This is a genomic window from Aquabacterium sp. A08, from assembly GCF_011742065.1.
This window is the reverse complement of sequence record NZ_JAAQQT010000536.1, coordinates 1-20,065: the sequence shown is the minus strand read 5'-3', so window position 1 is coordinate 20,065 and position 20,065 is coordinate 1. Positions and strand designations below refer to the sequence as shown.

Annotated in this window: 20 protein-coding genes; 7 read left to right on the top strand and 13 right to left on the bottom strand. The window is 70.3% G+C overall.

Going from position 1 to position 20,065, the window contains the following annotated elements; translation table 11 throughout:
• The coding region (gene rsmI, locus HA630_RS04345; RefSeq protein WP_166832652.1) for a 16S rRNA (cytidine(1402)-2'-O)-methyltransferase at positions 1–767 on the bottom strand (767 nt) is incomplete at its 3' end.
• A 1-nt stretch (position 768) separates the two neighbouring features.
• On the opposite strand from rsmI, the gene HA630_RS04340 reads away from it, so the two are divergent.
• From HA630_RS04340 to HA630_RS04330, 3 genes are read left to right on the top strand one after another with little or no spacing between them, the layout of a single operon-like run.
• Entirely contained in the window at positions 769–1,224 is a 456-nt protein-coding gene (locus HA630_RS04340) for a YraN family protein (RefSeq protein WP_166832650.1), read from the top strand.
• A gap of 8 nt (positions 1,225–1,232) precedes the next feature.
• Positions 1,233–1,841 carry an SIS domain-containing protein gene (locus HA630_RS04335; RefSeq protein WP_166832648.1) on the top strand — a complete coding sequence of 203 codons (609 nt, stop codon included), beginning with the start codon at positions 1,233–1,235 and terminating at the stop codon, positions 1,839–1,841.
• Positions 1,838–2,488 (top strand): BON domain-containing protein, encoded by a 651-nt coding sequence (locus HA630_RS04330; protein ID WP_166832646.1) that lies wholly within the window; start codon positions 1,838–1,840, stop codon positions 2,486–2,488. Before HA630_RS04335 ends, HA630_RS04330 begins: the two co-directional genes overlap by 4 nt.
• A gap of 31 nt (positions 2,489–2,519) precedes the next feature.
• Here the strand turns inward: HA630_RS04330 and HA630_RS04325 are convergent, their stop codons facing one another.
• The 3 genes from HA630_RS04325 to HA630_RS04315 are packed head-to-tail and all read right to left on the bottom strand — an operon-like array spanning position 2,520 to position 5,662.
• Positions 2,520–3,458, bottom strand: a complete 939-nt coding sequence (locus tag HA630_RS04325) for an NAD(P)-dependent oxidoreductase (protein ID WP_166832644.1) — start codon at positions 3,456–3,458, stop codon at positions 2,520–2,522.
• 7 nt (positions 3,459–3,465) lie between these two features.
• On the bottom strand, positions 3,466–4,602 hold the full coding sequence (locus tag HA630_RS04320; protein WP_166832642.1) for a PilT/PilU family type 4a pilus ATPase: 1,137 nt from the start codon (positions 4,600–4,602) through the stop codon (positions 3,466–3,468).
• A gap of 16 nt (positions 4,603–4,618) precedes the next feature.
• On the bottom strand, positions 4,619–5,662 hold the full coding sequence (locus HA630_RS04315) for a type IV pilus twitching motility protein PilT (protein WP_166832640.1): 1,044 nt from the start codon (positions 5,660–5,662) through the stop codon (positions 4,619–4,621).
• Between the two features lie 34 nt (positions 5,663–5,696).
• On the opposite strand from HA630_RS04315, the gene HA630_RS04310 reads away from it, so the two are divergent.
• Positions 5,697–6,398, top strand: coding sequence for a YggS family pyridoxal phosphate-dependent enzyme (locus tag HA630_RS04310; RefSeq protein ID WP_166832638.1), 702 nt, complete (start codon positions 5,697–5,699; stop codon positions 6,396–6,398).
• Here the strand turns inward: HA630_RS04310 and HA630_RS04305 are convergent.
• Genes HA630_RS04305 through HA630_RS04285 form a run of 5 tightly spaced genes read right to left on the bottom strand, consistent with a single transcriptional unit; the run spans position 6,386 to position 12,063 of the window.
• Positions 6,386–8,086 carry an ATP-binding protein gene (locus HA630_RS04305; RefSeq protein WP_166832636.1) on the bottom strand — a complete coding sequence of 567 codons (1,701 nt, stop codon included), beginning with the start codon at positions 8,084–8,086 and terminating at the stop codon, positions 6,386–6,388. The two genes, HA630_RS04310 and HA630_RS04305, sit on opposite strands and share 13 nt — an antisense overlap.
• Positions 8,087–8,132: 46 nt before the next feature.
• Positions 8,133–9,692, bottom strand: a complete 1,560-nt coding sequence (locus HA630_RS04300) for an FAD-binding oxidoreductase (RefSeq protein ID WP_166832634.1) — start codon at positions 9,690–9,692, stop codon at positions 8,133–8,135.
• 36 nt (positions 9,693–9,728) lie between these two features.
• Positions 9,729–10,244 (bottom strand): hypothetical protein, encoded by a 516-nt coding sequence (locus HA630_RS04295; protein ID WP_166832632.1) that lies wholly within the window; start codon positions 10,242–10,244, stop codon positions 9,729–9,731.
• A 13-nt stretch (positions 10,245–10,257) separates the two neighbouring features.
• Complete coding sequence (locus HA630_RS04290) at positions 10,258–10,569, bottom strand: cytochrome c (protein ID WP_166832630.1); 312 nt, start codon at positions 10,567–10,569, stop codon at positions 10,258–10,260.
• Between the two features lie 33 nt (positions 10,570–10,602).
• Complete coding sequence (locus HA630_RS04285; RefSeq protein ID WP_166832627.1) at positions 10,603–12,063, bottom strand: aldehyde dehydrogenase; 1,461 nt, start codon at positions 12,061–12,063, stop codon at positions 10,603–10,605.
• Positions 12,064–12,252: 189 nt separating this feature from the next.
• Between HA630_RS04285 and HA630_RS04280 the strand changes: the two genes are divergently transcribed.
• Together HA630_RS04280 and HA630_RS04275 are read left to right on the top strand one after the other, a co-directional pair.
• Positions 12,253–13,974 (top strand): sigma-54-dependent Fis family transcriptional regulator, encoded by a 1,722-nt coding sequence (locus tag HA630_RS04280; RefSeq protein WP_166832625.1) that lies wholly within the window; start codon positions 12,253–12,255, stop codon positions 13,972–13,974.
• A 71-nt stretch (positions 13,975–14,045) separates the two neighbouring features.
• Positions 14,046–15,119 (top strand): HDOD domain-containing protein, encoded by a 1,074-nt coding sequence (locus tag HA630_RS04275; protein WP_166832623.1) that lies wholly within the window; start codon positions 14,046–14,048, stop codon positions 15,117–15,119.
• A gap of 28 nt (positions 15,120–15,147) precedes the next feature.
• Here the strand turns inward: HA630_RS04275 and HA630_RS04270 are convergent, their stop codons facing one another.
• A complete protein-coding gene (locus HA630_RS04270) occupies positions 15,148–16,662 on the bottom strand; it encodes an FAD-linked oxidase C-terminal domain-containing protein (RefSeq protein WP_166832620.1) in 1,515 nt (504 codons plus the stop codon).
• Positions 16,663–16,908: 246 nt separating this feature from the next.
• Between HA630_RS04270 and HA630_RS04265 the strand changes: the two genes are divergently transcribed.
• Positions 16,909–17,331 carry an Hsp20/alpha crystallin family protein gene (locus HA630_RS04265; protein WP_101049670.1) on the top strand — a complete coding sequence of 141 codons (423 nt, stop codon included), beginning with the start codon at positions 16,909–16,911 and terminating at the stop codon, positions 17,329–17,331.
• A 12-nt stretch (positions 17,332–17,343) separates the two neighbouring features.
• On the opposite strand, the gene HA630_RS04260 is transcribed toward HA630_RS04265, so the two are convergent.
• The 3 genes from HA630_RS04260 to HA630_RS04250 are packed head-to-tail and all read right to left on the bottom strand — an operon-like array spanning position 17,344 to position 20,007.
• The gene (locus HA630_RS04260; protein ID WP_166832618.1) at positions 17,344–18,228 is read right to left on the bottom strand and encodes a LysR substrate-binding domain-containing protein; all 885 of its coding nucleotides are present in this window, start codon (positions 18,226–18,228) and stop codon (positions 17,344–17,346) included.
• Positions 18,229–18,238: 10 nt separating this feature from the next.
• Complete coding sequence (purU, locus tag HA630_RS04255; protein WP_101049666.1) at positions 18,239–19,087, bottom strand: formyltetrahydrofolate deformylase; 849 nt, start codon at positions 19,085–19,087, stop codon at positions 18,239–18,241.
• Positions 19,084–20,007, bottom strand: a complete 924-nt coding sequence (locus HA630_RS04250; RefSeq protein ID WP_166832616.1) for a ketopantoate reductase family protein — start codon at positions 20,005–20,007, stop codon at positions 19,084–19,086. The genes purU and HA630_RS04250 overlap by 4 nt, the downstream gene beginning before the upstream one ends.
• Between the last annotated feature and the right edge of the window lie 58 nt (positions 20,008–20,065).

The window sequence follows — 20,065 nt, the reverse complement described above, 5'->3', positions numbered from 1 at the left end:
CCGTCGGCGGCGCGCGCCGGCACCGGGTGCAGCACCAGCGCGAACTCGCCCTTGCTGCGGTGCGGGTCGGCGGCCAGCCAGGCTGGCCAGGCGTCGCAGCGCAGGGTGACGATGTCCTCGAACTGCTTGGTCAGCTCGCGCCCCACCGTCAGCGGGCGCTCGCCCAGCGCGGCCAGGTCGCGCGCCAGGGCGGCGACGCGGTGCGGCGCCTCCAGCAGCACGCAGGCCTGCGGCTGTTGCGCCAGCCGGCGCAGCGCCTGTTCGCGCTCCGCGCCTTTGGCCGGCAGGAAACCGGTGAACTCGAAGGCCGGGGCCGCGCCGTGCTCGGCCAGCCCGGCCACGCTGACCAGCGCGGTCAGGCTGCTGGCTCCGGGCAAGGGCACGCTGCGCAGGCCGGCGGCCCGCACCGCCGCACACAGCCGCGCCCCGGGGTCGCTGATGCCGGGGGTGCCGGCGTCGCTCACGTAGGCCACCCGTTCGCCGCGCTGCAGCCGCGCCACCACGCCCTGGGCGGCCTCGGCCTCGTTGTGCTGGTGCACCGCCAGCAGCGGCTTGTGCAGCCCATAGGCCTGCAGCAGGCTGGCGGTGTGGCGGGTGTCCTCGCAGGCGATGGCGTCCACCAGCCCCAACACCTGCAGCGCGCGCAGGGTGATGTCGGCCAGGTTGCCCACCGGCGTGGCCACCACGTACAACGCCCCGGCCGGATAATGCTGGGCACCGGCCGCGGCCTGTGCCGCCGCCAGGGCCGGTTGAAAAGAAGGGTTCACAGTGACCGTCCAGAAACAGGGAGCGCCCGCAGGGGCCCAAGGCACGCGTGCCGCGGCTGTCACGCCGGGCCGCGCCACCACCAAGCAGCGCGGCGACCAGGCCGAAGCGGCCGCGCTGGCCCACCTGCAGCAACAGGGCCTGCGCCTGCTGCAGCGCAATTTCCGCACGCCCGGCCGGGGCGGCGGCGAGATAGACCTGATTATGTCGGAGCCCGGCGGCACGCTCGTGTTCGTGGAGGTGCGCCAACGCAGCGGGGCGTCGCACGGCGGGGCCGGCGGCAGCATCGGGGCCACCAAGCAGCGCCGCATCGTGTTCGCCGCGCGCCACTACCTGGCCCGGCTGCGCCAGCTGCCGCCCTGCCGTTTTGACGTGGTGCTGGTGCAGGGCGCGCTCGGGGCCGAGGGCACCGCCGTCGAGTGGCTGCGCGGGGCGTTCGATGCGTCCGGTTGGGTATGATCGCCGCCATGCTTCTGCAAAGGATTCAACAGCATTTCATCGACAGCGCCGACCTGAAATACCAGTGCGCCCAGGCCATGGCCCCGGCGGTGGAGGCGGCGGTGGGCGCGGTGCTGGCCGCGCTGACCGGCGGCGGCAAGGTGCTGGCCTGTGGCAGCGGCATGTCGGCCGGGCTGGTGCAGGCGTTTGTGGCTTCGCTGGTCGGGCGTTTCGAGCGCGACCGGCCCGAGCTGGGCGCGTTTGCCCTGGGGTCCAACGCCGCGGCGCTGACCGGGCTGTACAACGCCTACGACGCGCGCGCCGTCTTCGGTCGCCAGGTGCGTGCCCTGGGCCAGCCGGGCGACGTGTTACTTCTGGTCACGACGCAGCCGCAATCCCCTGACATACTGGGTGCGGTCGAAGCCGCCCACGAGCGCGACATGGTGGTGGTGGCCCTGTGCGGGGCCAAGCCCGGCCCGCTCAACCCCCTGCTCAAGGACACCGACGTGCTGGTGGGCGTGCCCAGCGAGCGGCTGCCGCGCATCCACGAGGCGCACCAGCTGGCGCTGCATTGCATTTGTGACGGTGTCGATGTCCAGTTGCTGGGCGAAGACACAGACCCGGAGATGGAACCATGAATTTGTCCAAGCGTTTGTCTGCCCGCACCCTGGCGGTGCTGGCCTGTGCCGCGGCCCTGGGGAGCACCCTGACCGCCTGCGCCCCCCTGGTGGTGGGCGCGGCGGTGGGCTCGGGCGTGCTGGTGGCCACCGACCGCCGCACCTCGGGCGCGCAGCTGGAGGACCAGGGCATCGAGATGCGCGCCGCCAGCCGCCTGCGTGAGCAGTTTGGCGACCGCGCCCGTGTCATCGTCACCAGCTACAACCGCCGCGTGCTGCTGACCGGCGAGGTGCCGAGCGAGGCCGACCGCGCCACCGCCAACCGCTTGGTGGCCGGGGTGGAAAACGTGCGCGAGATCGTGGACGAGCTGGGCGTGCAGTCCTCGCCGTCGTTCACCGCCCGGTCGTCCGACAGCCTGGTGACCGCCCGCGTCAAGGCCGCGCTGCTGGACGCGCGCGACCTGAGCGCCAACGCCTTCAAGGTGGTGACCGAACGCGGCACCACCTACCTGATGGGCCGCGTCACCGCGCGCGAGGCCGACCGCGCCACCGACGTGACGCGCAGCATCTCCGGCGTGCAGCGGGTGGTGCGGGTGTTCGAGCTGATCAGCGAGGAAGAACTGGCGCGCATCACGCCGGCCCCGGCGAACGGCGGCAGCACCCGCTGAGCCGACGCGCCGTGTGGCGCGCCATGCGGCGTCAGCGCAGGCGCCGCACCAGGCTGGAGGTGTCCCAGCGGCCGCCGCCCAGGGTCTGGATGTCGGCGTAGAACTGGTCCACCAGCGCCGTCACCGGCAGGCGCGAACCGTTGCGCTTGGCCTCGTCCAGCACCAGGCCCAGGTCCTTGCGCATCCAGTCCACCGCAAAGCCGAAATCGAAGCGGTCATCCACCATGGTCTGGCCGCGGTGGTCGAGCTGCCAGCTCTGCGCCGCGCCTTTGCCGATCACCTCCAGCACCTGCTTCATGTCCAGGCCGGCGTGCTGGCCGAAGGCCACGGCTTCGCTCAGGCCCTGCACCAGGCCGGCGATGCAGATCTGGTTGACCATTTTGGTGAGCTGGCCGGCGCCGCTGCCGCCCATCAAAGTGAAGGCGCGCGAAAACGCCAGGGCCACGGGTTTGACCCGGTCGAAGGCCGCCGCCTCGCCACCGCACATGACGGTGAGCAGGCCGTTCTGCGCTCCGGCCTGGCCGCCCGAGACGGGTGCGTCCACAAAGGCCACGCCCTGGGCCTGGGCCAGGGCGTGCAGCTCGCGCGCCACGTCGGCCGAGGCGGTGGTGTGGTCCACGAACACAGTACCGGGCGCCATGCCGGCCAGGGCGCCGTCGCCGCCGCGCTGGCCACCGGGCAGGGCCGCCCCCAGCACCACCGCGCGCAGGTCGTCGTCGTTGCCGACGCAGCAGAACACGAACTCGGCGCCCTGGGCCGCCTCGCGCGGGGTGGCGGCGTGGCGCACACCTTGGGCCGCGAATTCGGCGACGAAGGCCTCGGCCTTGGCCGCGCTGCGGTTGTAGACCGTCACGTCGTGCCCGGCCAGCGCCAGGTGGCCGGCCATGGGGCAGCCCATGACGCCCAGCCCCAGAAAGGCCACGCGGGTGGGGGAGGTGGGTTCGTAGGTTTTCGGGTTCAGGCTGGGCATGCGCGGGTCAGATGATTTGCAGGTGTTCGGTGCCGGCGGACAGGTCGGTGGTACGGGCGCGCTGGCTGTTGAGCTTGATGTTGAGCTTGAGGTCGTTTTGCGAGTCGGCGTTGCGGATCGCGTCTTCGTAGGAAATCAGCCGCGCCTCGAAGGCCTCGTAGAGCGCCTGGTCGAAGGTCTGCATGCCCACCTCCTGGCTGCGCTTCATCACCTCCTTGATCTCGTTGATCTCGCCCTTGACGATGAGGTCGGCGATCAGGCCGCTGTTGAGCAGCACCTCCACCACCGCGGTGCGGCCCTTGCCGTCTTCCTTGGGGATGAGGCGTTGCGCGATCATGCCGCGCAGGTTGAGCGAGACGTCCTTGAGCAGCTGCGGGTGGCGCTCTTCGGGGAAGAAGTTGATGATGCGCTCCATGGCCTGGTTGGCGCTGTTGGCGTGCAGCGTGGCCAGGCACAGGTGGCCGGTTTCGGAAAACGCGATGGCGTGTTCCATGGTTTCGCGGTCGCGGATCTCGCCCATCAGGATGACGTTGGGCGCCTGGCGCAACGAGTTCTTGAGCGCGTTTTCCCAGTTGTCGGTGTCCAGCCCCACCTCGCGCTGGGTGATGATGCAGTTCTTGTGCTGGTGCACGAACTCCACCGGGTCTTCCACGGTGACGATGTGGTCGTGCGATTTTTCGTTGCGCCAGTCCACCATGGCCGCCAGGGTGGTGGACTTGCCCGAGCCGGTGCCGCCCACCAGAATGGCCAGGCCGCGCTTGGACATGGCCACGTCTTTCAGCACCTGGGGCAGGCCCAGTTCGTCCACCGTCGGGATTTTGGCGGGGATGGTGCGCATCACCAGCCCGACCTTGCCCATCTGCACGAAGGCGTTGACGCGAAAGCGCCCGATGCCGCCCGGCGCGATGGCGAAGTTGCACTCCTTGGTGCGCTCGAACTCGGCCGACTGCTTGTCGTTCATGATGGCGCGCGCCAGCGCCTGGGTGTGCTGGCCGCTGAGCGGCTGCGGCGAGACCTTGGTGATCTTGCCGTCCACCTTGATGGCGGGCGGGAAATCGGCGGTCAGAAACAGGTCGCTGCCGTTGCGGCTGACCAGCAGGCGCAGCAGGTCGTTGACAAAATTGCTGGCTTGATCGCGTTCCATGGGGGCTCCTTGCGGCTCAGCCGGGGAAGTTGTCGGGGATCTTGGCCTTGGCGCGCGCCTCGGCCGGCAGCACCTGGTTGCGGCGCACCAGGTCCATCAGGCTCTGGTCCAGCGTCTGCATGCCAAAGCCCATGCCGGTCTGGATGGCCGAGTACATCTGCGCCACCTTGTTCTCGCGGATCAGGTTGCGGATGGCGGGCGTGCCGATCATGATTTCGTGCGCGGCGACGCGGCCGTTGCCGTCGGCGGTTTTCAGCAGCGTCTGCGAAATCACGGCCACCAGCGATTCGGACAGCATGGCGCGCACCATTTCCTTTTCTTCCGGCGGGAACACATCGACGATGCGGTCGATGGTCTTGGCGGCGCTCGACGTGTGCAGCGTGCCGAACACCAGGTGGCCGGTTTCGGCGGCGGTCATGGCCAGGCGGATGGTTTCCAGGTCGCGCATCTCGCCCACCAAAATGGCGTCCGGGTCTTCGCGCAGGGCCGAGCGCAGCGCGTTGGAGAAGCTCAGCGTCATCGGCCCGACCTCGCGCTGGTTGACCAGGCACTTTTTCGATTCGTGCACGAATTCGATCGGGTCTTCGATGGTGAGCACGTGGCCGTACTCGTTCTCGTTGAGGTGGTTGACCATGGCCGCCAGCGTGGTGGACTTGCCCGAGCCGGTGGGGCCGGTGACCAGCACCAGGCCGCGCGGCTTGAGCGAGAGTTCGGCAAAGATTTTGGGGCAGTTGAGCTGCTCCAGCGTCAGGATCTTGCTGGGAATGGTGCGGAACACGGCGGCCGCGCCGCGGTTCTGGTTGAAGGCGTTGACGCGAAAACGCGCCAGCCCTTCGATCTCGAACGAAAAGTCCACCTCCAGGAATTCTTCGTAGTGCTTGCGCTGGGCGTCGGTCATGATGTCGTAGACCATGCCGTGCACCTGCTTGTGGTCCAGCGGCTCGACGTTGATGCGGCGCACATCGCCGTGGACCCGTATCATCGGCGGCAGGCCGGCGGACAGGTGCAAATCGGACGCTTTGTTCTTGGTGCTGAAGGCCAGCAGTTGAGTGATGTCCATCCCAATTCCCTCAGAGAGTGTGGCGCTGACCATTATGGCAACGATTGCAGACAATCTCCAGCGGGTGCGTGCCCGCCTGCAACAGGCCTGCGCCCAGGCCGGGCGTGACCCGGCCGGCGTGCGGCTGCTGGCCGTCTCCAAGACCTGGGGCGCCGACGCGGTGCGGGCGGCGCACGCGGCCGGCCAGCGCGCCTTTGGCGAAAACTATGTGCAGGAAGGCGTGGACAAGGTGCAGCGCCTGCGCGCCGACGGCGTCGAAGGGCTGGAGTGGCACTGCATCGGCCCGCTGCAAAGCAACAAGACGCGCCCGGTGGCCGAGCATTTCGACTGGGTGCACACGGTGGACCGGCTGAAGATTGCCCAACGCCTGAGCGAGCAGCGGCCGCCCGGGCTGGCGCCGCTGCAGGTGTGCGTGCAGGTGAACGTGGACGGCGGCCCCAACAAGTCCGGCGTGGCGCCGGCCGACGCCCTGGCGCTGGCCCAGGCGGTGGCGGCCCTGCCGCGTCTGCGCCTGCGCGGGTTGATGTGCATCCCCGAGCCGGCCCCGGACGTGGCCGCGGCCTGCGCGGTGTTTGGCCGTGCGCGGGCCCTGTGGGAGCAACTGCGCGCGGCGGGGCTGGACCTGGACACCCTGTCCATGGGCATGAGCGACGACCTGGAGGCCGCGGTCGCCAGCGGCAGCACCCTGGTGCGGGTGGGCAGCGCCATCTTCGGCGCCCGCCACTACCCGGCCTGACCGGCCTGGGGCGGCGCGGCGTCGGGGCCGCCGGTGGGCAGGGCGAACCAGAAGGTGCTGCCCGCGCCGACCCGGCCATCGGCCCAGATGCGGCCGCCGTGCCGTTCCACGATGCGGCGGCACAGCGCCAGGCCGATGCCGGTGCCCTCGAACTCGCTGGCGCGGTGCAGGCGCTGGAACACGCCAAACAGCTGGTCGGCGCGTTTCGGGTCGAAGCCCACGCCGTTGTCGCGCACCCAGAACACGGCCTCGGCCGCGCCGTCGCCGGGCCGCCAGCCCACCTCGATCTGCGCCGGCTGGCGCGGCCGGCTGTACTTGAGCGCGTTGGCCAGCAGGTTGTCCCAGACCTGGCTCAACAGCAGGCCGTCGCCGCGCACCTCGGGCAGGTCGGCGGGCAGGGTCCACCGCACCTCGCCGTCGGGGCGGCGCAGGGCGGGGTCGTGCTGCACCCGGTTCAGGCTGGACTGCAGCAGCGCCCCCATGGCCACCGGCCGCGGTTGCAGCGGCGCGCGGCCCAGGCGCGAGAACGCCAGCAGCCCCTCGATCAACGCGCCCATGTGGCGGGCCGCGGCGTCGATGCGGTCCAGGTCCTGCCGCGCCGCCGCCGGCGTGTCGGGGCCCAGGTCCTCGCGCAGCAGTTCCAGGTAGCTGGCGATGTGGCGCAGCGGCGCGCGCAGGTCGTGCGAGACGGAATAGGAGAACGCCTCCAGGTCCTGGTTGATGGCCTCCAGCTGCTGGGTGCGTTCGGCCACGCGCGCCTCCAGCGCCTGGTTCAGCGCCTGCAGCAGATCGACCAGGCGCTTGACCTCGGTGGTGTCGCGCATCAGGCAGGCGTAGCCGCTGAGGGCGCCGCTGGCCGGGTCGTGCAGGGCGGTCAACAGGGTCTGGGCCCAGAACGCCTGGCCGTCGGCGCGGCGCTGCCAGCCCGGGGTTTCGCTCTGGCCCAGCAGGGCGGCGCGTTCCAGGCCCTGGCGCAGCGGGTCGTCGGCGGGGTCGTCGGCGGGGTCGGCGCCGGGCGCGGCCAGGGTGTGCAGGGGCTGGCCCAGCACCTGCTCAGGCCGGTGGCCCAGCAGGCGTTCGGCGCTGGGCGGCCAGTCGTGGATGTGGCCTTCGGCGTCGAGAAAAAAGATGGCGGCGTCGCGCAGGCCGTCGGCCAGGAGGCGCAGGTGGGCCTCGTGGTCGGTGCGGGGCGCCGGGGCGGGGGGGTGTTCGGCCAGGGCGGCGGCCAGGCGCAGGTCGGTCGTGTCCTGCAAGTGCAGGAACACGCCGGCGATGTGGCCGCCGTCGTGGTCGGGCTGCACCCGCACCGCCAGGCTGCGTTCGCCCAGGCGGGGGTGGGTGAAGGTTTCGTCCACGCCCATTTCCAGCCCGCGCAGCGCGGCCGACAGGTAGGGCAGCAGCACGCCGGTCAGGCGTTCGTCGAGCAGGGTGTAGAGGGGGCGCGGCAGCGTCGGGGCCGCGCCGTCGAGGCCGAGGCACCAGCTGCGCGCCTCGCGGTTGGCCAGCAGGCAGTTCAGCCGCGGGTCCAGGCAGAACACCGCCCCTGGCCAGTTCTCGATCAGCCGTTCCAGCAGCCCGCCGGGGGCCGTGCCCGCCGGCGCCGTGGCCGGCTCGGGGGCGTCTGGCGGCGGGTACAGGGCGGCGAAAAACGACTCGGGCAGCTTGTCGTCCAACGGCGAGGGGCTCATGGCCCGACTGTACCTGAAGGGGGCGGCCCGGTGGGGCCGCGCCCGCTCAGAGCCGGATGCCGGACTTGCCCGGCGCCAGGATGCCGTTCGGGTCGAGGGCGCGCTTGATCTTGCGTTCCACCGAGCGCTTGACCGGGCCGTAGCTCTGCGCCACGCGCTCCTGGAAGGCGGTGTTGACGCGGTAGACGGCGTAGCCTTCCTTCTCGAACTCGTCGAGCAGCTCGGCGAAGCAGGCGTTGGCGCGCTGGGTTTCTTCTTCGCTGGTGCGGTCGAACAGCACGTCGATCACGTGGTGCATGTCGCGCCAGCCGACGATGAACTCGCCCACGTAGTCCAGGCCGTGCTTGTTCAGGATCTTCTTGGCCAGCGCGAACTGCTTGTCGCACTCGCTGCCACGGGCCTGGCTCACCGGGGCGAACCACATGGAGCCACCGCCCCCACGCCAGTTGTACAGGCCAAACTCTTGCAGGTTGGGCACGCCCGACATCAACTGGGCACGGTACTTGAAGGGCTGGGTGTCACCGGCCTCTTCCTGCGTCACGATGCGGCCCTTGCCGGCGCGTTGGATGGTCTCGGTGACGATCTTCCAGTTCACTTCCACCTGCTCGGGGCTGCCGTACAGGGCGCAGTACACGTTCCAGGCACCCAGGTGCTTGTCTTTGCGGATCTGGGCCAGCACGGAATCCGGCGTGGCACCCGGCTCTGTGGTGTAGTCAGAACGGCGCACGCCGCAGGTGGCGGCTTCCCACAGCGTGCCGGCAATCACCACCGCGTTGGGGATGATGTTGGCGATGCGCAGCGGGCGCAGCATTTCCACGATCTCGTTGATGTCGGCTTCGTGGTCGAACTTGATCTCGAAGGGCTTGAACACCGGGGGCTTGGGCATCAGCCAGAAGCCCATCTTGGTGCAGATGCCGTAGTTGGACTGGGTGAACATGCCGTCCAGGGTCGGGCCGTAACCCCACTTGAACACCTGCCACGCCTTGTCGCCCTTGACGCCGCCCATGCCGGTGCGCAGGACGTCGCCGTTGGCCAGCACCAGCTCCATGCCGCACTGCATCAGGAAGTGTTCGCCGTAGGGGGTGTAGCCCACGCCACGGTCCATGGTGTTGCCCAGCGGGCCGGCAATGGCCGACGGCGCCGAGAACGACAGCATCAACGGCAGCTGGCGCTCTTCGATGTAGTCGTACAGGTCCTGGTAGGTCACGCCGGGCTCGACCAGCGCGGTGCACAGTTCGGGGTCCACGTGCAGGATCTTGTTCATCTTCTTCAAGTCCAGCACGATCTGGCCCCGCTCGACCGGGGCGGCCGAACCGTAACCGAAGTTGCGGCCGGTGGAGATGGTCCACACCGGAATGCGGTACTCGTTGCAGATCTTGACCACGGCCTGCACCTGCTCCACGCTGGTGGCGGTGAGCACGGCGGACGGGGTGTGTTTGGCCGCGTCCACGGCCATCATGACCTTGGTGTAGGGGGCCAGGTGCTCGGCCGAGAACAGCACCTGCTCGGTGCCCAGGGCGGCCTGGAATTTCTTGATCGCCGCGTCGAAGCGGTTTTCGCTCACGCCCTTGGGCAGGGCGAGGTATTTGCGGGGTTGGGTGCTCATGGCGGGGTTCCTGTTATCGGCGCGGGTTCAACGCGCTCAAATCACGCAGCTCAAAGAGACGTAGGTGCGGCCGGCGTGGGCGGTGGGCGCCACGGGGGTCGGGTTCGGTGGGCTCACCAGCGCTTGGCCCAGGGCTTGGGCCCAAGGCGCCGCGTCGGCGCCAACGCGGTGCGTCTGCAGGGCCAGCACGCGGCCACCGTGGCTGCGGACCAGGTCCAGCACCAGGGTGGCGGCGGCGTCGTCCAGCAGGCCCACCAGCAGAGTCGGTTCGCCGTCTTGCAGCAGGCGGTTGAGCTGGACGTAGGTGCCGGCTTCCAAGCCCTTCAAGGGCTGGGCCGCCAGACCGTGACCTTCGCCTTGGGCGCCTTGGCGCACGCCACTCAAAAAGGCGGCATCCAGCGCCGAGCCGCTGACCAAGGAGGTCACGCTGCGGGGCGCGGGGGCGCCGGCGGGCAGATCGGCCACGGGCTTCGCCTGGGCCCAGGGCAGGCCGGCCATCACCAAACCAGCGGCGGCCAGGCCTTTCAAAATCGAACGTCTATCGGTGCTCATGGGCGGTCTCCGTTTACTTGTTCGCCGGGGCGGGGGACTTGTGGATGAAGGCCGCCAGCTCCTGCAGGGTGGCGTCGTCGATGTCGGTGTGGCGGAACGCGGGCATGGCGTTCAAGCCATGGCGCGCGATGATCTGGACCGTGGCTTCGGGCAGTTGGCGGCCCAGCAGCAGCGGGCCGGTGCCCACTTCGTGGCACTTGGCGCAGACCTTTTGGTAGAACTGCTGGCCTTTGGTGAGGGTCTGGGCGCTGGCGGTGGTGGCCAGGCCCGCGAACAGGGCGGCGCCGACCAGCCGGCCGGCCCAGGGGCGGTGTTGGGGGGTCAAGGGAAGTCTCTCCTCTGGTGGGGTGTGGAAAACTCAGAACGGATAATGGCGCGGGGTGTTCTGCACCGTGATCCAGCGCAGTTCGGTGAAGGCGTCGATGCCGGCCTGGCCGCCGAAGCGGCCGTAGCCCGAGCCTTTGACGCCGCCGAAGGGCATCTGGGCTTCGTCGTGCACGGTGGGTCCGTTGATGTGGCAAATGCCCGACTCGATGCGGCTGGCCACCTGCCAGGCGCGCGCGGTGTTTTGGCCGAACACGGCGGCGGCCAGACCGAACTCGTTGTCGTTGGCGCAGGCCACGGCCTCTTCCACACCGTTCACCCGCACGATCGCCTTGACCGGGCCGAAGGTTTCTTCCTGGTAAATCTTCATCGCCGGGGTCACGTGGTCGAGCAGCGTGGCGGGCATCAAGGTGTCGGTGGCCTTGCCGCCGCACACCAGCGTCGCGCCCTGGGCCAGGGCGTCGTCGATCAGGGCGTTGCAGCGCGCCACGGTGGCCATGTCCACCACCGAACCCAGCACCACCGGGCCGTGGCGCGGGTCGCCCAGCGGCAGGCCCTGGGCACGCTCGGCCAGTTGGGCCACGAAGGTGTCGGCCACGGCCTGGTCCACGATGAGGCGCTCGGTGGACATGCAGATTTGGCCCGAGTTGGCGAAGGCGCCGAAGGTGGCCGCGGCCACGGCGGCGTCGAGGTCGGCGTCGTCCAGCACCACGAACGGGGCCTTGCCGCCCAGTTCCAGCACGGCGGGTTTCAGGTGCTTGGCGCAGGTCTGCGCGATCAGCTTGCCCACTTTGGTGGAGCCGGTGAAGTTCACGCGGCGCAAGGCCGGGTGGGCCACCATGGCTTCGACCACCGCGCCGGCGTCGGCCGGGGCGTTGGTGACGAAGTTGACCACGCCAGGGGGCAATCCCGCTTCCTGCAAGGCCTCGATGATCAGACCATGGGTGGCCGGGCACAGTTCGGAGCCCTTCAGGACCACCGTGTTGCCGCAGGCCAGCGGGGTGGCGATGGCGCGCACGCCCAGGATCACCGGGGCGTTCCAGGGCGCGATGCCCAGCACCACGCCGGCCGGCTGGCGCACGGCCAGGGCCAGGTTGCCGGGCACGTTGGACGGGATGACCTGGCCGTCGATCTGGGTGGTCAGCGCGGCGGCTTCCAGCAGCATGTCGGCCGCCAGGTGGACGTTGAAGCCGGCCCAGAGGGCGGAGGCACCGGTTTCGGCGGCCATGGCCTGGGCAAAGGCCTCGCCCTTGGCTTCCAGGGCGTGGGCGGCCTTGATCAACAGCGCGCGGCGCGCGCCCGGGCCCATGGCCGCCCAAGCCGGGAAGGCCTGGGCGGCGGCGTCCACGGCGGCGCGGGCGTCGTCGGCGGTGGCGGCCGGCGCGCGGGTGGCCACGCGGTGGTCCAGGGGGTTGCGGCGCTCGAAGGTGGCGCCGTCGGCGGCCGGGCGGGCTTGCCCGCCGATGAGCAGGGCGGTGGTGGGGGGTGTGGTCATGAAGGGTTCGGGATGTGGTGGTGCAATGCGCCTCCCTCTCTGCAACCGCTGTGCCAGTTTTTCGCCTCTTGAAAACATGAAATAAATCAAGGACTTGTTCTGTGTTTTTTGGGTTATTACCGAGTCCAAGCGCACCCATTTGATCCATCTTTTATGATCAAAGATCGATCAAAGCACCCGGTCCCTCCCATGCCCAACCCCGCCCCGGTGGCCCAGCGCCTGCTGCAGGTCCGCACCAGCGACGACATCGACGCCGGCGCCACCCCGACCCTGCGCGAACTGACCGACACCCTGGTGTTCGCGCCCGACGACGGCCGCATCTGGCTCAACGACCAGCGCATGCTGTTGTGGCGCGCGTCCACCTACGGCGCGCTGCGCTCGGAGCTGGTGGCGCGCCTGGGGCAGGAGGCGGCCCGTTCCCTGCTCACCCGGGTCGGCTACAGCGCCGGTGCGCGCGATGCCGAGCTGGTGCGCCGCGTCTGGCCCACCGGCGACCCGGCCAACGTGTTCGACGCCGGCCCGCGTCTGCACAAGCTGGAAGGCTTTGTGCGCCCGCAGACGGTGGCCTTCGAGTTCGACATCGCGCGCGGCGACTTTTACGCCGAGTACCTGTGGCACGACTCCAGCGAGGACGACGAGCACATCGCGGCCTTTGGCATCGGCACCGAGCCGGCCTGCTGGATGCAGCTGGGTTACGCCAGTGGCTACGCCAGCGCTTTCATGGGCAAGCTGGTGCTGTTCCGCGAGGTGGCCTGCCGCGCCACTGGGGCCGAGGCCTGCCGCATCGTCGGCCGCCCGGCCGACCAGTGGGCCGACGCCGAGCTGGACCAGCACTACTTTCAGCCCGACGCGTCGGCGCGCCAGGTGGGCCGCCGGCGCGGGGTACCCGCCGCGCCAGCGCCGGCCCCGACCGAGGCCGACGGGCTGATCGGCATTTCGTCGAGCTTCAGCGCCGCGCGCCACCTGATCGAGCGCGCCGCGCCGACCGTGGCCACGGTGCTGTTCACCGGGCCGTCCGGCGCGGGCAAGGAACGGTTTGCCCAGACCCTGCACCGCATCAGCCCGCGCGCGGCGGGGCCGTTCGTCGCGCTCAACTGCGCCGCCATTCCCGAGGCGCTGGTCGAGTCCGAGCTGTTCGGGGTGGAGCGCGGCGCGTTCACCGGGGCCACGGTGTCGCGCCCGGGCCGCTTCGAGCGGGCCGCGGGCGGCACCCTGTTTCTGGACGAAATCGCCTCGCTTTCGTTCGCGGCCCAGGGCAAACTGCTGCGCGCCCTGCAGGAGCGGCGCATCGAGCGCGTGGGCGGTGTGCGCGAGGTGGCGGTGGACGTGCGGGTGGTCGCCGCCAGCAACGTGGACCTGCGCGACGCGGTGGCCGCTGGCCGCTTCCGCGAGGACCTGTACTTCCGCCTCCACGTGTTTCCCATCCACCTGCCGCCGCTGCGGGAGCGGCGCGACGACATCCCGCTGCTGATGGACGCCTTCCTGCGCCGCTACAACGCGCTGCACGGGCGGGCGGCCAGCGGCTTCACCCACCGCGCGGTGCAGGCGCTGCTGCAGTACGAGTTCCCGGGCAACATCCGCGAGCTGCAGAACCTGGTGGAGCGCGGCGTCATCATGGCCGACGACGACGAGCCGATCGACCTGCACCACCTGTTCCGCGGCGGCGAGGCGCCGGCCATGCCCTGGGGGCTGAGGGGTGGCGGTCGCCTGGCCGAGGCCCCGGTGGCGGCGCCGCCCGCACCGGGCCGGGGCGCCCGCGCCGCACCGCGCTCGGCCGAGGCCCGCCAGGAAGCGCAGCGCTACCGAAACGCCCTGGTGGCCCACCGCTACAACGTGGCCGAAACCGCCCGCCAGCTTGGCTTGACCCGCGCCCAGCTGGCCTACCGGCTCAAGCGCCTGGGCCTGACCTGACGCGGCCGCCGCCCGACGGGGCGCGCGACCTTTCTATACTGTGCGCACTCACTTCGCCAGAAAGGGCGCCCATGCTGTTTCGTTGGTTGTTGAACAAGTGCTTCCCTCGCACCGCTGGCGCGCCAGCGGTCGCTCCTGCACCCACCCCGGCGGCCTCTGTGGCCAGGCCGTCGGCCCCGGTCTTCACCCCCAAACAGTGGGCCATGCCGGCGGCGCTGGAGGGTTTTGCCCGGCGCGAGGCGTTCGAGCTGCCGGCCGACGCGCTGCAGGCCCTGACCGAGCGCGTCGCGCACCTGCCGCGCCCGCCGCAGGACGGCCAGCGGTTCTTGTCCGAAGACTTTCTGCAGCGCGCCACGGCCACCCAACTGGCCGAAGCCATCTTGCAGCACCCCCACGTGGCGGCGCGCCTGCTGGCCCAGGTGAACGCGCCGCTCTACGGCCTGTCGCGCCCGGTCAGCGACGTGTCCTCGGCCATCGTCTTCCTGGGCCTGGACACGGTGCGCACGGTCGCCGTGCAGTGCCTGCTGGAAGACGCCCTGCGCCCGGCCGATGCGCGCCTGCGGCCCCTGTTCGACCGCTGGTGGCGCAGCAGCAGCCTGGCCGGCCAGCTGTGCCTGCAACTGGGCCGCTACGTCGGCGTGAGCGACCCGGGCGGCATGGTCACGCTGGCGGTGCTGTCGTTCGTGGGGCACATGGCGGCCCTGTCGCTGCGCGAACCGGCCGACACCCTGCGCGACGGCGCGCTGGACTTTCTGGAGCGCACCCGCGCCGAGCAGGAGGCGCTGGGCCTGTGCGCCGGCGAACTGGGTTGCCTGATGATGGCGCAGTGGCAGATGCCGGCGGCCATCGTCGAGCAGGTGCGCGCCATCGACCGGGTGCTGGTGATGCCGCCGCGCGAGATGACGCCCGAGCAGGGCCTGCGCACCGCCCTGACCTACTACTGCGCCCGCGTGGCCGAGCGCTTCGTGAGCGGCCAGTGGGATCGGGTGGAGCAGGCCATGATCGGTGAGCTGGAGGGGGCGGAATTCTACCACCTGCAGACGCACTTCATGCGCCAGCCGCGGCTGGCCCAGCTCGCCGCCGACTTCCAGACCCCCGAGTGGCAGGCGTCGTTCGACGCCCTGCTGCAGCGCGCCCGCGCCTGAGGCCGGCGCACCGGGCGCCGGCCCGGGCTCAGAAGCGCGGCAAGTCCGGGTGCTTGATCTGCCCGGCGCGCACCAGCATCTTGCCGTACTCGGCGCAGCGGTGCAGGGTGGGAATGACCTTGCCCGGGTTGAGCAGGCCCTTGGTGTCAAAGGCGCGCTTGACGCCGAACATCTGCTCGTTTTCTTCCGGGGAAAACTGCACGCACATGCTGTTGAGCTTTTCCACGCCCACGCCGTGTTCGCCGGTCACGGTGCCGCCCATGGCCACGCTGGTTTCCAGGATGTCGGCGCCGAACAGCTCGCAGCGGTGCAGCTGGTCGGGGTCGTTGGCATCGAACAAAATCAGCGGGTGCAGGTTGCCGTCGCCGGCGTGGAACACGTTGGCGCAGCGCAGCCGGTACTTTTTCTCCATCTCGGCAATGGCCAGCAGGATGTCGGCCAGCCGCTTGCGCGGGATGGTGCTGTCCATGCACATGTAGTCGGGGCTGATGCGGCCGCTGGCGGGGAAGGCGTTCTTGCGCCCGCTCCAGAAGCGCAGCCGTTCGGCCTCGTTCTGGCTGACCGCGATGGCGGTGGCGCCGCAGTCGCGCAGCACCGCGCTCATGCGGCCGATTTCTTCTTCCACCTCCTCGGGCGTGCCATCGCTTTCGCACAGCAGGATGGCCTCGGCCGTCAGGTCGTAGCCGGCGTGGACGAAGTCCTCCACCGCCACGGTCATGGGTTTGTCCATCATCTCCAGCCCGGCCGGGATGATGCCGGCCGCAATCACGGCCGCCACCGCGTCGCCGGCTTGGCGCACGTCGTCGAAGCTGGCCATGATGCAGCGCGCCAGCTGCGGCTTGGGCACCAGTTTGACGGTGACCTCGGTGGTCACGGCCAGCATGCCTTCGCTGCCGATCAGCACCGCCAGCAGGTCCAGCCCCGGCGCGTCCAGCGCGGTACCGCCGAAGGTGACCGGCTCGCCCTCGATGGTGTAGCCGCGCACCTGCAACACGTTGTGCACCGTCAGCCCGTACTTGAGGCAGTGCACGCCGCCGGAGTTTTCGGCCACGTTGCCACCGATGGTGCAGGCGATCTGGCTGCTGGGGTCGGGGGCGTAGTACAGACCGTGCGGCGCGGCCGCTTCGGAAACGGCGAGGTTGCGCACCCCGGCCTGCACCACGGCGGTCTGGGCCAGCGGGTCGATGGACAGGATGCGGTTGAATTTGGCCAGGCTCAGTGTCACGCCCAGGGCATGCGGCATGGCGCCGCCCGACAGACCGGTGCCGGCCCCGCGCGCCACCACCGGTACGTCCAGCAGGTGGCAGGCACGCAGCACGGCTTGCACCTGGTCTTCGGTTTCGGGCAGGGCCACGCACAGCGGACGCTCGCGGTAGGCGGTCAGGCCGTCGCACTCGTAGGGCGTGGTGTCTTCCGGCGTGTAGAGCAGGGCGTGCGCGGGCAGCACGGCCTGCAGCGCGTGCACCACCTCGGCCTGGCGCGCGCCGCGGTCCTGGGCGCGTTGCAGGGCCTGGGTCAGGCGGGAATCGGCGGGGGCGTTCATGGTGGGCCAGTGTAGGCCAAGCCCCGCCGCGGCGGTTGAAAAAAGCTGCAAGCGCCTGTGAATCCGGCACCGCCCGGGCGCGGTTTGATGTGCGTCAAACCCCGTGCATGCGCGCCGGTCTGACCGTGCGCAGGCCCTTGAAAAGGGCGCGGGGCGGCGCTATTTTTCGGATGTCCCGCCACCTTGGCCCGGCGCCAGCCGCAGGTCGGTGGTGGATGCCTCCCCACGTTTTGCAAGGAGATTGCTATGAACGGTTTGGTCACCCGCAGCGGTTTGCTCGACGACTTCTTCAAGGACATGGCGCCCGGCTTTTTCGTGCGCCCCCTGCACGGCGATCCGCTGCCCCAATCCATCAAGGTGGACGTGAAGGAAACCCCGCAGGCCTACACGGTACACGCCGAACTGCCCGGCGTGGCCAAGGAGGACATCCACGTCACGGTGGACGGCAACGTGGTCACGCTGCGCGCCGAGGTCAAGCAGCTCGACAGCCAGAACGCCGACGAGAAACTGCTGCGCAGCGAGCGCTATTTCGGTTCGGTGGCGCGCAGCTTCCAGTTGCCGGTGGACATCGACAACGCCGCGGCCAAGGCCCGTTACGACAACGGCGTGCTGGTGCTGACGCTGCCGAAAAAGCTCAGCGGCGGCAGCCAGCGCCTGGCGGTGGAGTGAGACCGGCCGCCGTCAGCGCGTGGCCTGCTTGAGCCACTCGGCGAAGGCGGCGCATTCCCAGCGCTCCATCACGCCGGTGCGCCAGCACAGGTAGTGGGCGTGCGGGCTGGGCACCTCGCGGTTGAACACCTCGGACTCGCCCAGCCGCACCAGCGCGCCGTGCTCGATCCAGGGCGCGCCCAGCTTGAGCCGCACCAGCGCCACGCCCATGCCGGCGGCGGCGCCGTCGCACATCAGCCCGATGTCGTTGAACTGCGAGCCGTCGGTGGGTTCCGGCCAGTCCAGGTGGTTGGCGGCGAACCAGGTGCGCCACGGCTCCAGCGGGCTGCGCAGCAGCGGCACGCCTTCCAGGTCGTCGGCGGTGACGAAGGGGCCGTGCTCGCGCACGAAGGCGGGCGAGGCCAGCGGCACCACCACGTCTTTCGTCAGGCAGACGTGCTCCACGTCGGCGTAGCGGCCGGTGCCGTAGCGCACGGTCAGGTCGGCGTCCTCGGCCACCACGTCCAGCAGCGGAATGCTGACCTGCATGGTGATGTCGATTTCCGGGTAGGCCTCGGCGAACTGCTTGAGCCGCGGCATGACGATGGAGCGCGCGAAGGTGGGCGTGACCGCCAGCCGCAGCTTGCGCCGCCCCGGGTTGGCCTGACGGCTGGGAAAGCGCTGCAGCGTGGCCAGGCCCTCGCGCACGTGGGCCAGGTACTCGCTGCCTTCGGTGGTCAGCGAAAAGTCGGCCCGGCCGAACAGCTTGACCCCGAGCACCTGTTCCAGCTGCTTGACGCGGTGGCTCACCGCGCTGGGGGTGACGCACAGCTCCTCGGCCGCCTGGGTGACGCTGCGCAGCCGCGCCAGCGCCTCGAAGGTCAGCAGGCACTGGATGGGGGGGATGCGCACCGTCATGCCCAGGCCGTCACTTGAAGACCACGGTCTTGTGGCCGTTGAGCAGCACGCGGTGCTCGCTGTGCCACTTCACGGCGCGGGCCAGCACCTGGCTTTCGGTGTCGCGGCCCAGCGCGGTCAGGTCGTCCACGGCCATGCTGTGGTCCACCCGGGCCACGTCCTGCTCGATGATCGGGCCCTCGTCCAGGTCGGCGGTCACGTAGTGGGCGGTGGCACCGATCAGCTTGACGCCGCGGTCGTGCGCCTGGTAGTAGGGCTTGGCGCCCTTGAAACTGGGCAGGAAACTGTGGTGGATGTTGATCGCCTTGCCCGCCAGCTGGGTGCACAGGTCGTTCGACAAAATCTGCATGTAGCGCGCCAGCACCACCAGCTCGGCCTGTTCCTGGCGGATGATTTCCAGCTGCTTGGCCTCCACCTGGGCCTTGGTGTCGGCCGTGACCGGCAGGTGGTGGAAGGGGATGTTGTAGCTGGCCGCCAACTGGTAGAAGTCGCGGTGGTTGCTGACGATGGCGCGGATGTCCAGCCGCAGCAGGCCGCTTTTCCAGCGGAACAGCAGGTCGTTCAGGCAGTGGCCCTGCTGGCTGACCAGCAGCACGGTGCGCATGGGCTGGTTCAGCGCGTGCAGGCCCCATTGCATGGCGTGGGCCTGGGCGAAGGCGGCCACGCGGGCCCGCAGCTCGGCGGCGTCCAGGCCGGCGCAGACGAACTGCACCCGCATGAAGAACAGGCCGGTGTCGTGGTCGTTGTACTGGGCGGCTTCCTCGATGTTGCCGCCGTGCTCCAGCAGAAACCCCGACACCGCGTGCACGATGCCGGGCTTGTCCTGGCAGGACAGGGTCAAAACGTAGGTGGAATTCATGGGGCTGCATTGTCGCAGGCCGGCGCGGCGGCGGCGCCGGACTCCAGCGCGCGCACCAGCGTGTGCAGCAGCCGGTTGGCCGGCACCGCCAGGCCGTGGGCGGCGGCGCGGCGCAGCACGTAGCCGTTGAGGTGGTCGATCTCGCTCGGCTTGCCGCGCATCAGGTCGCGTGCGGTGGACGACAGCTGCGTCGGCATGGTCCGCGCAATGCCTTCCAGCGCGGCCCAGGTGTCGCCGGGGATCTGCACCCCGTCGGCGGCGGCCACGGCGCGGCATTCGCGCTCCACGTCGCGCAGCACGTCCCACACGCCGGGGCAGGCCACCAGCGCCGCGTACGGCAGCCGGGTGATGGCCGACAGCGGGTTGTAGGCGCAGTTGAGCAGCAGCTTGGCCCAGAGTTCGCCCAGCACCCCGTCCGACAGGTGGATGGGCACCTGCGCCTGCGCGGCGGCGGCCACCAGCGCCTCGGCCCCCGGGTAGGGGCTGACGACCAGTTCGCCGCGCCCGTGGTGCTGCACGTGCCCCGGCCCGGCCATGCCGGCGGCCACGTAGACCACGGCCGGCACCACCGGGCGGCCCAGCACCTCGGCCAGGCGGGGCGCGTTGTCCACGCCGTTCTGCAGGCTCAGCACCGCGGCGTGCGGGGCCAGGTGCGGGCGCATGGCGGCACCGGCGCTTTCGGTGTCGGTGGACTTGACGCAGAACAGCACCACGTCGGCGCCGGCCACACCGTCGGGCGTGGCGGTGGCGCGCAACGGCACCTGTTCGTCGAAGGCGGTGGTCTGCAAGCGCAGGCCGTGGGCACGGACGGCGTCCACGTGTGCCGGGCGGGCAACCAGGGTGACGGCGTGGCCCGCGCGCGCCAGCATGCCACCGTAGTAGCAGCCCACGGCGCCGGCGCCCATGATGGCGAATTGCATGGCAGAAAGCTGGAGTGGGGAAAAGCCGCAGCGTACCACCGCCGGCGCGGGATAATCC

What these genes read in the sequence shown, in the direction of transcription:
- HA630_RS04330 (WP_166832646.1), top strand. Translation starts at nt 1,838, where the DNA reads ATGAATTTGTCCAAGCGTTTGTCTGCCCGCACCCTGGCGGTGCTGGCC.
- HA630_RS04300 (WP_166832634.1), bottom strand. Translation starts at nt 9,692, where the DNA reads ATGAGCACCCAACCCCGCAAATACCTCGCCCTGCCCAAGGGCGTGAGC.
- HA630_RS04265 (WP_101049670.1), top strand. Translation starts at nt 16,909, where the DNA reads ATGAACGGTTTGGTCACCCGCAGCGGTTTGCTCGACGACTTCTTCAAG.
- HA630_RS04260 (WP_166832618.1), bottom strand. Translation starts at nt 18,228, where the DNA reads ATGACGGTGCGCATCCCCCCCATCCAGTGCCTGCTGACCTTCGAGGCG.
- HA630_RS04335 (WP_166832648.1), top strand. Translation starts at nt 1,233, where the DNA reads ATGCTTCTGCAAAGGATTCAACAGCATTTCATCGACAGCGCCGACCTG.
- HA630_RS04295 (WP_166832632.1), bottom strand. Translation starts at nt 10,244, where the DNA reads ATGAGCACCGATAGACGTTCGATTTTGAAAGGCCTGGCCGCCGCTGGT.
- HA630_RS04325 (WP_166832644.1), bottom strand. Translation starts at nt 3,458, where the DNA reads ATGCCCAGCCTGAACCCGAAAACCTACGAACCCACCTCCCCCACCCGC.
- purU (WP_101049666.1), bottom strand. Translation starts at nt 19,087, where the DNA reads ATGAATTCCACCTACGTTTTGACCCTGTCCTGCCAGGACAAGCCCGGC.
- HA630_RS04305 (WP_166832636.1), bottom strand. Translation starts at nt 8,086, where the DNA reads ATGAGCCCCTCGCCGTTGGACGACAAGCTGCCCGAGTCGTTTTTCGCC.
- HA630_RS04275 (WP_166832623.1), top strand. Translation starts at nt 14,046, where the DNA reads ATGCTGTTTCGTTGGTTGTTGAACAAGTGCTTCCCTCGCACCGCTGGC.
- HA630_RS04280 (WP_166832625.1), top strand. Translation starts at nt 12,253, where the DNA reads ATGCCCAACCCCGCCCCGGTGGCCCAGCGCCTGCTGCAGGTCCGCACC.
- HA630_RS04310 (WP_166832638.1), top strand. Translation starts at nt 5,697, where the DNA reads ATGGCAACGATTGCAGACAATCTCCAGCGGGTGCGTGCCCGCCTGCAA.
- HA630_RS04250 (WP_166832616.1), bottom strand. Translation starts at nt 20,007, where the DNA reads ATGCAATTCGCCATCATGGGCGCCGGCGCCGTGGGCTGCTACTACGGT.
- HA630_RS04315 (WP_166832640.1), bottom strand. Translation starts at nt 5,662, where the DNA reads ATGGACATCACTCAACTGCTGGCCTTCAGCACCAAGAACAAAGCGTCC.
- HA630_RS04285 (WP_166832627.1), bottom strand. Translation starts at nt 12,063, where the DNA reads ATGACCACACCCCCCACCACCGCCCTGCTCATCGGCGGGCAAGCCCGC.
- HA630_RS04270 (WP_166832620.1), bottom strand. Translation starts at nt 16,662, where the DNA reads ATGAACGCCCCCGCCGATTCCCGCCTGACCCAGGCCCTGCAACGCGCC.
- HA630_RS04320 (WP_166832642.1), bottom strand. Translation starts at nt 4,602, where the DNA reads ATGGAACGCGATCAAGCCAGCAATTTTGTCAACGACCTGCTGCGCCTG.